This window comes from Enterococcus sp. PF1-24 (assembly GCF_029893325.1).
Lineage (GTDB): Bacteria > Bacillota > Bacilli > Lactobacillales > Enterococcaceae > HY326.
On record NZ_JARXWL010000043.1, the window covers coordinates 1 to 12,712 of the forward strand.

Sequence of the window (12,712 nt, forward strand, 5' to 3'; positions counted from 1 at the left end):
TTGATTTTGGACCATTTTTTTTTATGATTTGTATTTTTTCCAGTTTCAAATCGCTTTTAGAAAATTCTTTTTGCCATTTTTTTACAACTTCAACTCACTAATTTTAAAAAAATGAACGTCCTAATTACGTCTTAATTTGCATTTTAAGAAATTTCAAATGACTGGTCAACAGAAACGTTCAATCGTATTTAAAACGTCTTAGAAATAAAACTAAGGCATCTTTTTGTGCAATTCCTTTCATACTTTATTTTTTTTCGGGTTTCATTCGTCTAAAATTTTCCTTTTTATAATTTTTGCAATAGCAATTTTACGTTTCCTATTCGCAACCAAGAGCAATGGAAAGTTGCGATTTGGTTTTCATCATTGCTCAAAAATATTTCAAATCAAACTTCTTAAAATCAAAAAAAATTGTTCTAAAACTTTACAAAAGCTATTCCTTATCTGCGACTACTAACGTTATCATTCTGATTACTTTTCAATCTACTAGGTAAATCTTTTTTGCATCTGCAAACCTTAATATTGTGTTATTCTTATGGTTCCAGGTTCGATAATATATGTCAGTAGTCGAACATCATGTATGAACCTTCACTGGTTGGGACTCATTATATGTAAGAGCATAAGGGGTTTTCCCGGAAAGCAAGCTGCCGGCCCTTGCAAAGCAAGGGAAACCAGACCCGGGAACAAATGGTCACTAACAACCATTTGTTAACCATTAAAACAACCAAATAACAACCAAAAACATTTTCTAATCCTTTGAATTTTAAGGTGTTTTTGAATCATTTAAAATTACATGGCGCCCATATCAAAAGTTGAAGTTGATAAGCTTAAATGATACAATATTTTTGCGAAATGTGAAAAAAGTTCTAGCATGTATAGCGACAAAAGCGAACCCTATTGCGACTAGGGTTCGCTTTTGTCGCTCGTTGATATAATACAGGGGTTAGGCTTAAATTGGACCTAAGGTTGTTAGGACTTGTCCTGATCGCTTGAAAGGCGCTGATAAATGCTTTATTGGTATTAGTCGAACAATAGCTTAGAATGGTTAATATGGTGATTTAAATGCACGCACTCTTTGTTAATGGTTTTGATCTTGAACTTTTCTAATATGGCAATTTTGAGACACATCTTATTTATATATTATCTTTTACTTTTTTCATTTTTAGCATAAATACAAATTTTTGATAGATATGTAAAATTTAGGTTCTCTTTAAATAAACCTTTTATATAATCTTTAATAAATCTTTAAAACGCTTTAGGAATATTTGATCCTTAGAGCCTCAAGGGATAGAACAATGTTAAGGATATAAATTGTCTGTTTAAGGATATAAATTGTCTGTATTAAGGATATAAATTGTCTGTTTAAGGATATAAATTGTCTGTATTAAGGATATAAATTGTCTGTTTAAGGATATAACTTTTTTTTTAATAGTCGAAGTGCTATAATCTAAAAAAGGAGCTGATTCTATGAATGAAGTTGTTAAATATCATAATTCATTAAATAAAGTAGAATTTAAAGGTTTTAACAGCGTTGAGATGAACCTTTTTTTTACAATATGTTCACAAGTTAAAGAAAAAGGTTCCAATGAAATTATTTTCAATTTTGATCAATTAAAGAGTCTAAGCAATTACTCACCAACAGCAAATCAAAGATTTGTCCAGGACTTACAACGTACTAATGAAAAATTACAGAAATTAAGTATCGTTTTTGATGATGGAAATATAATTCGCTCTCTAGTCCTTTTTCCGACTTTTGAAATTAATCGAAAAGCTTTAACTTTAAAAGTTAAAGTTAATAATGAATTTGAGTTTATTTTAAATGCTATTGATAGTAATTTTACTCGGTTTGAGTTACAAGAATTTGTTGAAATTAAAGCTATTTATTCGAAAAATTTATATAGATTGCTTAAACAATGGAGAAGCGTTGGAAAAAGAGTGTTTACTATTGAGAGTTTTCGGAATCTATTAGCTATTCCAGAAAGCTATCGTATGACAGATATTGATCGACAAATTTTAAAACCAGCAATAAAAGAACTTTCTCGATATTTTGATAATTTAGAGGTAAAAAAAGTAAAGAGGGGTCAAGGTCGAGGCGGTCGTGTAGTACAATTGATTTTTACGTTTACCCCACAGAATAAGGAAAGTGAACATAAGAGAAAACTGCCATCTGTTTCTTTATATAATTGGTTAGATCAAGATCAATAAGAGGTTAAAATATGACAAAAGAAAACTATACAATTAGAGAAGTTGCTGAAATTCTGAATATATCTAAACAAGCAGTTCAGCAAAAGTTAACTAAAGACTTTAGAAAAAACTATGTAACAAAAAAAGGAAACCGTTTATTCATCTCAAATGCTGGATTGATAATGTTAAGAGCACAATCGACAAGCAATCGACAAGGACTTGCTGAAAACAACAAGGAACTTGTCGAAAACCGACAAGCAATCGACAAGTATATTGAATATGAATCCAATGGAATTGATCATAGAACCGTTGAGTTTAAAACGATAAATGACGATTCGACAACCGACAAGCAATCGACAAGCAGCTCTGATAACTTCCTTGTCGATTCTGAAAAAGAGTTCCTTAGGGATTTAGTTCATAAGTTGCAGGAAGAAAAGTCTGATTTATATAAGTTATTAGATCAGCAGCAACAACTTCAATTGAAAACACAAAATGAATTGGAACAGCTAAGAAATCAACAATCTATTGAAACTAGCGTTGAACCCTCAGAAGTGAAAAAGCAACCATTTTGGAAACGACTTTTTCAAAAAAAATAATAAGTATCATTATGATTTGTCCATTGAAGACAAACAAGAAAAGTAGGGGATTTTATGAACGAAGAAATAAGCTTGTCCATTGGAGAAAAAATTAGAGATGGCAGAGTTGAAAAAAAATGGTCTCAAAAACATCTGGCAGAAAAAGTTTACGTTTCACCTCAAGCTGTTTCTAAGTGGGAAAATGATAAAAGTTTACCAGATATTGAAACGCTATATGAGCTTGAAAAAATTTTATCTGTTTCATTAATTAGTCAAAGTACAGCTTTAGAACCTGAAAATGACAAATATACTCCAACTGAAGAAAATAAAAAAGAAAGTACACTGTATGTATATTTTTTATTAATTTTCAATTTCTTTTGGACTCTCTTTTGTTTTAAATACTTCCAGTATGAACATCATTCCATTCAATATACTGGTTTAACGTTTTTGTTTGGAGGCATGATTATATTAACACATATCATTTTAAAAAAGTTTCAACAAGATTTAATTTTTAAAATTGCTTTTATTACAGTTAATATGATTATTTTTTTGATAACAACCATAACTCAACTAACAGTTTAGCTATTCTACTGGTGGTTAAGTTACTTTTTTGTAGTTTGCCCATATACTTAAGCTACCAAATACGAAAGGAATGAAATTTAAATGAAAAAATTATTATTATTTGGGTTAGTTGGAAGTATTTTTATGGCAGGAGGTACCCCAGCGGCTGCAGCAGAAATTGATTCTTCATATAAAGGCGTTGAAGTAATTGAAGAATCTGAAGGCATTACATCATCATTTGTTAGTGAAAATAGATTATCACGTGCAACAGATGGTGCGTATGACGGTGGTTGGTGGTACAGAGGTAAATCTGGAAGTCTTTTGGTTTCTGAATACAAACATTATAAAAAAGAAGGTCGCGCTTCATGTCGTAACGGTAACTCTGACTATTCTGATGGTGGTTGGAATCCGGTAAATCATTTCAGTAAAGCAAATGTGTCTTATTCTAAATCAGGCAATAAAGTTTATTACGATTACCGTTAATAAATAAATCAAGTAAAAAACCATCGGGAATCTTTTCTGATGGTTTTTTTAAGGAGAATATATATGAAGAAATTACTTAAATTATTTATTCTATTGGATTTCATTGTTATAACAATTTTTTCAGCTATTATCATTCCGGAAATTTTAGAAAATAAAACTCTTTTTCAAGATAGACAGGCGGTAACGCTGGTCGAAAAAACAGCAGATAAATCACCTGATCTTGAAGAAACAACCAATTATATAGAAATGCTTGATTATCTAAATGGCTTTTCGAAAGACCAGGATCTAACATTTATGAAAATAATTAATAAATCAGATAATGAAAAAATTATTTTTACTAATGATAATCTTTTTTTGGAAAAAGTTGGTTATGATAAAAATGAAAACAGAGCTTTATCTTGGTATGACAATAGAGAAGAACTTATTTTGTATCCTTTAAAAGAACTGAATAAGTATGGCGTATCGGGAACATACTTAATATCTGATGGCTATTCTGAAAATTCATTTGCAGAGATCCAGCAGCATTTAGACAATCAATATAATTTTGTTTTAGAAAAAGATGATGGGTACCAACCTGGATATTTAATAATTGTTAAAACGATACTAGAAGAACCCTATATAGTTACTATTCTTTTGATATTAAGCATATTAACTATATCTATCTATTTATATCTATGCATAAAAAACTCAAAACAATATGCTGTGCAAATACTTACAGGATTCACCTTTAAAGACATAATAAAACAGGCAATTTCTCGTTTATCATTACCGACGATAACGGGTTTATTAATAGCTAATATTATTTTCTTTGGCTATAGTTTATTTGTTCTAAAAAGTTTTATTTTTATGTCGTTTCTGATTTTTGAAATAGTCCTTTTTTTATTTGTAATCGCTATGCTTATCGTTTTTAGCTTATTAGAATATATCTGGTTTAAAATTTTCTCTAAAAATGCTAATTATTACCTATACGTTAAAGGGAAGACTTCATTTACTCCATTATTAATAATGAGCAAAGCATTTCAAGTCATCTTATTATTAATATTACCAACATTCTTTTTCTTGCTGACAACTACGCTAACAGATATAAAAGAGCAGTCAGCTGCCACTAACTTATGGGAAAACACACAAGATACTTATGCAACAGCAACCCAATTTGTATCATTTGATTATAATTTGAAAAGGCCTTATGAAAAACAGGCGAAAGAATTTTATATTAACAACGATCATCAATTAGCGCTAATAGATATTTCTAATTACGACAAACTATCAGGAGGGCCGTATCTTTATGAAGCGAATACTAACTCTGTTCACGAACAGCTGGTTAGTCCCTACGGAAAAAGTATCTATGTAAATGCAACTTATCTATCTTGGAACCCTATTCTTGATACATTTGGCAAAGATGTAAAAGAAAGTTTTATCATAGCAAATGATACCTTAAATTTATTAGTACCCGAGCATTTAAAATCATATGAGACAGAAATTGTTAATAATTTTACAGAAGGATATTTATTTAAATCGTATGATATTCCCACTAATATTTATAACGAAGAAATAGAGTTGCCGGTTGTAAATATTAATATTATTTACACGTTACCTAATCAAACTTATTTCACCTATAACAATGAGTCGTACGGCAGTGAACCGTTTCAAATAATAGATCCAATAGCAATAATAGACAACCATATGTTAGATGCCAGTCAGTATAGTTCATGGTTATCCCGGGCAACTTATTTTAAAGATACACCTACTGCAATAGGTTTAGAGGCAATCCAGCCCGAAATTGATAAATATCAAATGGGGTCACAAATTCAAAGTGCCTATTCTGTTTATGATTCACACGCAAACAGCATTAAAATTTTAAAGAGATTACAAATGCTTTATACTAGCCTACTTATCGTATTAGCTGTTTCATTATTTTTATATTCTTACTATTTTTTCTACTCTAAATTAGAAAAAAACAGAAAAGTAATTCAATTAAAAAAACACGTAGGTTATCCATTGTTTAACATTTATAAAGACAATATTTATTTTATATTTTTTGACATGACAGTATTATTAATGGGCTCATTTTTCACGGGGATAGCAGCAAGTGTCTTTTTAATATGTGGGGTTTTACTTATAAGTACAGTTGCTCTATTTATCGCAATCTATATCGGACAAAAAAGGGGAATGGAATATGATTAAATTAGTAAATATACGAAAAAATTACGGTGATAAAGTATTGTTTAATAATTTAAATTTGACAATAGAAGAAAGTGATTTCATCTGCATTACAGGGAAAAGTGGGACAGGAAAAACTTCTTTACTAAATATAATTAGTTTGATTGAACAACCTAGTAAAGGAAAAGTAATCTTTAATAATATTGATAATCCTATGAAAAAAATTCAAGAGATTCGAAGGAAATATATCGGTTATATGTTTCAAAATTACGGGTTAATAGACAATCTTACAGTTAAACAAAATCTTGATCTTACAACAAAATTTTGCGAACTTACAAAAAAAGAAAAAAGCGTACAGTATGTACGATCCTTAGAAAAAGTGGGACTTAGTGAGAAAATTCTTAAAGAAAAAGTCTTTTCTTTAAGCGGAGGGGAGCAACAAAGAATTGCGTTATCCCGCTTAATTATTTCGCAACCTAAATATGTATTTGCGGATGAACCAACAGGCAACTTAGACACATACAATAGAAATATTGTCTTTGAGGAATTGACTCAGTTACACAAAAAAGGATCTACAATAGTGTATGTAACACATGATCAAGAGCTAACTTTAAAAGCTTCAAAAATAATAGATTTAGATTTACTAAACAGAACAAATTGATTTATACTGTTTTAAGACTACTTCACTCATTTTTTTATTTTTGAAGAACTTTGTTGATGAAGTACCACAAAATAACATAAATAAATAAATACTATTATAAAATTTCACAAAGTATAGAGGGAATAAGAGTCTTGTTTATCAACCTTTTATTCAATAAAGTTTGTGAATAAATAATTTTCACAAAAGCAGCCCGTCTAATACTTGCTAGACGGGCTGCTTTTTATAATAAGGATTATGTAAACTTGAAAATAAAATAACGATAATCTTATGGAATTTATACTGTTTTTTTATGTAAACATAGGGGGAACTTTCTATGTAAACACTTACGTTCTTATATTGTTTTCTTATTCATTTTATATTATTTATATAAAATTTAGGAGGCGATATAGTATGAAAAAATGGTTGATTAGTTTTATTTCAGTTTTTTGTTTATTAGTGTTAGGTGGCTTTCCCCGGTCCGCTTTTGCAAGTGAATCTCAAGAATCTCCTTCTGTGATGATTTACAATTTCAAAGAAACTGCTCCTAAAGCAATCAGTTATTTTGATGAGCAAGGGAATTTTGTTGAATTAACAATTGAAAAATCATGTTCATTAGCTAGAGTAGATAATGGTAGCTATAAAATATCCAAGACTGTGGCTGGAGTAGTTAGTGTTTCTTATTATGTAACAATTAAAGATAATCAATTCACCCAAGCTTACAATTTATCTATAAATGCACTATCTGGATCAGTGGCTAGCAAGAATTTGTCTTATAATTCTAATAAAGCAACTTGTTCATTTACAACAAAAGCTGGTGCTATTTATACTCCGAGAAGTGTCGTAGCTACTATATCTAACAAATCTTTATATGTATCATAAACTTAATCTATTTTTTCAATATTAACTGTAGTACCAATATTAAAAAGATAAGTAGCGTATACGTAGGTGTTATATAAATTTAGAAATAAAGAGCATATACACATTACAGTAACCAATTTGTAATAGGTATTTGCTTTTTTATTCCTTCTGAAAATGAAAACAAGCATTATAAACCCAATTGGGAACAGCAAGCAACTTAGCGTCGCCATAATCAAAAGAAGAACGCCTTCATCCGCTAGTGGTTTTTCGTAGTATTTTTTTATCATACTTAATTTTTTCTTTTTATGTGCAATTTCTTCTTCATTTTTGGTGATTATTTTTTTTAATTGTTCATTTTCTTTTAATAATTCATCAATTGATATTTGGTACATCTGACTCAATCGTATTAAATTATCAATATCTGGATACCCTCTGTCGTTTTCCCATTTAGAAATAGATTGTCGGGAGATATTTAACTGATTAGCCACATCTTGTTGAGAAAATCCTGAATTTTCCCTATGAAATTTTAATGTTTCTCCAAATGCCATCCCTAATAAACCCCTTTCTTTTTCTAATTACAATATACAAGAAAATTCAGTTAATTGATAGCAACTAAATATTTACATGCACCTTTACATTAAATGTGCTACTACCATGTAAACTTATAGATTCTTTTATTTAGTTGAAATTAATGGGAAACTTTAATTAGATTTACCAGCTGTTAAATCTAATATTTTATATAAAGAAGTTGTTGATGATTTAATTACTTTGGAAGGGAATAATGGAGAAGAATTTAACGTATTGGCAGAAGTTACCGATGAAATTGTCTATGCAACAGAAACCGCCGAATATCACGTACAAGAAATCGAGTTTAACACCTCTGATATTGTCGAGATTACAGAAACTGAAGATGATTTCAACTTGGCAAAATTTGTAGACAACTTATTTTTTGAAAAAGCTTACGCTGCTACAAGTGGAAATCAAACTAAAGATGGTTGGGACTCTTCTTACGGTGTTAATGGACGTGTAACAGTTTATTATAAGAAAGATAACTCTAATCGCTATCTTATAACAAGTGTATCTGGAGGCTATTCTAATTACGATTCTAGTATACAAATAACTGATCAATCAGTTGCTGTTGCTTGTGCTGGTGGAGAATCATCGGGTCAAAAAAAATCTTTTTATCCAGGTACATCATCTAGTTGGTCCTACAATACAGGTTTTTCCACTTATGTTACACCTGCGATTTATGCAATTGGAGGTGGGCAAGTTACAATTAACTTGAAACGAAATTCTTCAAGATGGAGTTTGAATGTTAATAATATTTTATTTTCCGCAGGATCAATGCCTATTAGATAGTTTTATTCAATGATTTGACAGACATTTATTATAGGAGGGAATAGCCATGAAAAAAATTCTTTTGTGCAATGGGATAATATTTTTATTTTTATTTCTTCCTTGGGGAGTAGAAGTTGATTATGATACCCTAGATTTAATTAAGATTAATGGTTTTCAGTATTTCGTTTTAGACAAAGTTCTATTGGTTTCATTCTTAGCATATCTAATTGCCATTCTACTTTTCGTAAAAAAAAGAAAAGTAATTATAATGCTATTTGCTTCCTCTATTATTTCTTTTTTATTAGGGATTTTAGTTTGGCATGCATATTACAGTATTTTACAAATAGGATTTCTTATAAGTTTTAGTAAAGAATATGGGCTTTTTTTATCTATCCCTCTTTTTCTAATTATTAATTCCATCTATATTCATAACTATATTTACACTAATATGTCTGTACAAAAATAATATTCATACCTAATATTATTAAAAAGCCAAGAAAAGATTACGCTGATTTTCGTTCAGTAACTACTTTTCTTGGTTTTTAATATTTAAATATCTGCATTTTTAATTTTTAAATACAATTCATCAAATAGATCTTTACAATACTCAAATAAAAAATCAAAATTTACTTTATTGTCACTAAAAGGGATTTGCAGTTGTACCTGTTTTTCATAGTTATCTTTTAATTCTTCTTTTTTACTTTCTAGTTTAGTTAGTAATTCTATAGGAACTTCTTTTAATCTAAAGGTTTCTTTTAGAATATAAAAATTATTAGGATTCAGTACTTCTTCCTTTAAATCAATAAACTTAGGATTAGTCAGTGTTTGATATATATCATATAGATCCCTTGCCCTAACTTTATTTGTTGAAACTAATTCATATTCATCAAGTTGCTGACAAGAAGCCCTTATCTTTTCATATACAATCATTAAAGGTGTGTATAAATAAATAGGGACATCATCTATTATGATTGATTCTTTTTGTTCTGTATATTCATCAAAGCTCAAGTCTATTGTAACTTTTTTAGTATCACCTCTATCAGAAGTGGGCTCAGCAAATCTACCTAGGTTAGGATCATTTTGTTCAATTTGTTCTCGATACTTTTTTTTATCTATGATAGTAAATGTTACAGAATATCCTCCCCAAAAAGGTTTCAAATCTGCATTTCTTTTTTTAGGTTTGTCTTCAAATTTGAAATCATTGACTAAATAACCTTTACTAGAAAAAGCTTGGGTCAATGTCTTTTCTAGTAGGGCCCCTTCTTTTTCTTTAGTAAATCTAATTTCTTCTTGTATGGAAAAATCAAGATCTTGAGATTCCCTATTAGTTATACCGTGTAAATTCAAAGCGTTTCCGCCTTTTAAAACTAGTACTTCAAGTAACTGTTCTTCTGAATAAATAACTTTTAAAATTAATTTTCGTATTTCGCCTGGATTCACAATGACCATCCTTTTTTAAATATCATTATAGCACATTTTTAAAATTAAAACTAAGAGCTATGGTATATATACCATAGCTCTCTTTTCTGTTGTTTAATTTTATGTTATACTCAATGTAAATTTCAAACATACTTTCGAGGTAATTCCCATGGTATTAAATACTGCTTCAATTCATTCAACATTGAATGAATATGGATTAAAAAATGATACTTACAATTTAATTAAATACTCTGATGAGATTAAAGACAAAGCTGTTGAAACTGGTAATATCTTAAACAGAAGTACAATCATTCAAATATTAAATGATTTGAAAATAGAAAATAAAATTTCAAATAGAACAACTAAATCTCTTTTCGTCACATATATGGTTAATGTATTGAAATTATTTGAAGAAATGACTATTTTTGATGAAAAAAGAGGCACTACATTAACTAGATATGTTGCTACCTATACTCCTGTTTCACCGTATGAAATTGCCTTGTCTTTATTATCTAAATCTTTTTTATCTCACTACAGTAGTTTGTATGTAAGTGATTTGACTATTAATAATCCTAAAAATATTTATATTAATAAAGAGCAATCAAAAAAAAATATTAGTAACAACCAGAATAAAATTTCTCAAGGTAGAATAGATTATGCTTTTTCAAAGAAAATGCGTTCAACAACTATGATTTATAATTTTCAATATCATCAAGAATTTTATCGGGTTCATGTATTAAATTCTAAAAACACAAATAATACTGGCGTTGTATATAGACAACCTATAAATTTTTCGAAAAAAATCCGAGTAACGAACATAGAACGCACTCTAATAGATATTGTAGTTAGACCACAATATAGTGGTGGGGTCCAAGAAATATTAGAGGCTTATATAGAAGCTAAGGAGTATATAGATATTAATAAATTAATTGCATATTTAAAAAAATTTGATTACTCATATCCTTATTACAAATCAATTTTATTTTTCCTAAAATATGCAAGTTATGATTTAGATCAGATTGAAACTTTTGAACAGAATTTCATCTTAAATAGTATAGAAAATGATGTTAATTTCTATTTAGATTATCAAATAATAAATAAAAAACTTAATAAAGAAATAGGCATTTATTATCCAGCTTTATTAGATAATAAAATAGATTGAAAAACGATTATTGAAAGGAATGAATTTAATGACTACAGAAGAAAACACGCTCTATGAAAAAATCAAGGAAATGAGTTATGAAGAATTTTCTAGTTTAATTGTCAATGCAGAATCGCAAGAAGAGAAAGAATATTATGTTGATGTTCACAACAAGGTGATACAAGATGCACAAGCAAAAATTATCGCAAAAGACTATTTTGTGAGATAGTCAAAACGAAATTTTTTAGATATTCTAAACAATTTTTCCTCTTGAAAAAAATCGAACAAAGTGACAAAAAAACAAGTCCTATTTTTTCAAAAAATGGTGCTTATTTTTTTGCGGTATTAGGTGCAACCTAACAAGTAATTTCCATTTTTGGAAATTCTCGATATGCGCACATATCGGATGCTTGCCCAGAAGATTTTAAGAGAAAAACTGAAAATGAATTAGCAAGAAATTGCAAAAAAAGTTAGAGAAGTATTTGATAAATATAACGGTAATTTGCCCGTTAAAGTTGCAGTTAAACATGGTATTAGTGAGTCTACATTGAGAAAAGCTTATGAACGGGGGGGACGTTGAAAAATACGGAACAAACGTATATGTATTGCCCGAAAGTTCCCATGATTTCTTTTTGACTCTTCAATCACAATTTGATAAAGGCATTTTTTCACATGAAACAGCTCTGATTTTATATGGATACAAAACAGAAAGTATTTGTTACTACATGACTTTTCCTAAAGGATATCGTTCTAAAAATTTGGAAAAAATTTTGTACGACCAACATACATTGATAAAAAATTCTACTCACTGGGATTGATTGAAACTGATTCATGGTTTGGTAATAAAGTATTAGCCTATGATAAAGAGCGTACCATTTTAGATATGCTAGTTAGTCCCCTTACGCCCCCTCATGCCGTTGAAAAAGTGTTAGAAGATTATGCTTGGGAAGATGAAAAAAACTTAGACAATTTATATAAATACGAAGAATTATTAAATCGACAAGAGCAACTAGAAATTATTATGAACTACAAAAAAGACCCAGGTAAATTTCTTTTTCTGCCATCTGGAAATTTAAAACAATGCTAACAAAAAAATAAAAAGTGTGCTGATTTATTCCTAAAAACACGTATGTCGTTGGTGGGGATGTTTTGCATATTTGTGGTGTCATTGATTTAGGGTCTAAAAACTCAACAGGCTCTGTCTGTTCAACGTCCAATTTATCGGATGGTGTCAGCGTTCCCTTATGCTCTTTCCTTTAATTTGATTTTGGACCATTTTTTTTTATGATTTGTATTTTTTCCAGTTTCAAATCGCTTTTAGAAAATTCTTTTTGCCATTTTTTTACAACTTCAACT

14 protein-coding genes are annotated in these 12,712 nt (G+C 29.2%); 12 read left to right on the plus strand and 2 right to left on the minus strand.

What is annotated here, in order from left to right; translation table 11 throughout:
- Window positions 1-1,464 precede the first annotated feature (1,464 nt).
- From M2139_RS13170 to M2139_RS13200, 7 genes are all read left to right on the plus strand, one after another.
- Window positions 1,465-2,202, plus strand: a complete 738-nt coding sequence (locus M2139_RS13170) for a replication initiation protein (RefSeq protein ID WP_280739335.1) — start codon at window positions 1,465-1,467, stop codon at window positions 2,200-2,202.
- Between the two features lie 11 nt (window positions 2,203-2,213).
- Entirely contained in the window at window positions 2,214-2,777 is a 564-nt protein-coding gene (locus tag M2139_RS13175; RefSeq protein ID WP_280739336.1) for a hypothetical protein, read from the plus strand.
- A gap of 54 nt (window positions 2,778-2,831) precedes the next feature.
- Window positions 2,832-3,338, plus strand: a complete 507-nt coding sequence (locus tag M2139_RS13180) for a helix-turn-helix transcriptional regulator (protein WP_280739337.1) — start codon at window positions 2,832-2,834, stop codon at window positions 3,336-3,338.
- A 123-nt stretch (window positions 3,339-3,461) separates the two neighbouring features.
- Window positions 3,462-3,800 carry a bacteriocin gene (locus M2139_RS13185; RefSeq protein WP_280739338.1) on the plus strand — a complete coding sequence of 113 codons (339 nt, stop codon included), beginning with the start codon at window positions 3,462-3,464 and terminating at the stop codon, window positions 3,798-3,800.
- A gap of 63 nt (window positions 3,801-3,863) precedes the next feature.
- Complete coding sequence (locus tag M2139_RS13190; RefSeq protein ID WP_280739339.1) at window positions 3,864-5,984, plus strand: hypothetical protein; 2,121 nt, start codon at window positions 3,864-3,866, stop codon at window positions 5,982-5,984.
- Entirely contained in the window at window positions 5,977-6,621 is a 645-nt protein-coding gene (locus M2139_RS13195; protein WP_280739340.1) for an ATP-binding cassette domain-containing protein, read from the plus strand. Before M2139_RS13190 ends, M2139_RS13195 begins: the two co-directional genes overlap by 8 nt.
- A gap of 390 nt (window positions 6,622-7,011) precedes the next feature.
- The gene (locus tag M2139_RS13200; RefSeq protein ID WP_280739341.1) at window positions 7,012-7,479 is read left to right on the plus strand and encodes a DUF5626 family protein; all 468 of its coding nucleotides are present in this window, start codon (window positions 7,012-7,014) and stop codon (window positions 7,477-7,479) included.
- 2 nt (window positions 7,480-7,481) lie between these two features.
- Here M2139_RS13200 and M2139_RS13205 read toward each other — a convergent pair whose 3' ends face one another.
- On the minus strand, window positions 7,482-8,006 hold the full coding sequence (locus M2139_RS13205) for a helix-turn-helix transcriptional regulator (protein ID WP_280739539.1): 525 nt from the start codon (window positions 8,004-8,006) through the stop codon (window positions 7,482-7,484).
- A 253-nt stretch (window positions 8,007-8,259) separates the two neighbouring features.
- On the opposite strand from M2139_RS13205, the gene M2139_RS13210 reads away from it, so the two are divergent.
- Window positions 8,260-8,817 (plus strand): hypothetical protein, encoded by a 558-nt coding sequence (locus M2139_RS13210; RefSeq protein ID WP_280739329.1) that lies wholly within the window; start codon window positions 8,260-8,262, stop codon window positions 8,815-8,817.
- Between the two features lie 46 nt (window positions 8,818-8,863).
- Window positions 8,864-9,262, plus strand: a complete 399-nt coding sequence (locus M2139_RS13215) for a hypothetical protein (protein WP_280739330.1) — start codon at window positions 8,864-8,866, stop codon at window positions 9,260-9,262.
- 83 nt (window positions 9,263-9,345) lie between these two features.
- Here the strand turns inward: M2139_RS13215 and M2139_RS13220 are convergent, their stop codons facing one another.
- Window positions 9,346-10,236: a nucleotidyl transferase AbiEii/AbiGii toxin family protein gene (locus tag M2139_RS13220; protein ID WP_280739331.1), complete on the minus strand. Its 891-nt coding sequence runs from the start codon at window positions 10,234-10,236 to the stop codon at window positions 9,346-9,348.
- 148 nt (window positions 10,237-10,384) lie between these two features.
- Here M2139_RS13220 and M2139_RS13225 point away from each other — a divergent pair, with 148 nt between their 5' ends.
- The 3 genes from M2139_RS13225 to M2139_RS13235 all read left to right on the plus strand — a co-directional run bounded on the left by M2139_RS13225 (window position 10,385) and on the right by M2139_RS13235 (window position 12,443).
- Entirely contained in the window at window positions 10,385-11,377 is a 993-nt protein-coding gene (locus tag M2139_RS13225) for a hypothetical protein (protein WP_280739332.1), read from the plus strand.
- Window positions 11,378-11,405: 28 nt separating this feature from the next.
- Window positions 11,406-11,585, plus strand: a complete 180-nt coding sequence (locus M2139_RS13230) for a hypothetical protein (protein WP_280739333.1) — start codon at window positions 11,406-11,408, stop codon at window positions 11,583-11,585.
- 585 nt (window positions 11,586-12,170) lie between these two features.
- Window positions 12,171-12,443: a hypothetical protein gene (locus M2139_RS13235; RefSeq protein ID WP_280739334.1), complete on the plus strand. Its 273-nt coding sequence runs from the start codon at window positions 12,171-12,173 to the stop codon at window positions 12,441-12,443.
- The last annotated feature ends 269 nt before the right edge of the window (window positions 12,444-12,712 follow it).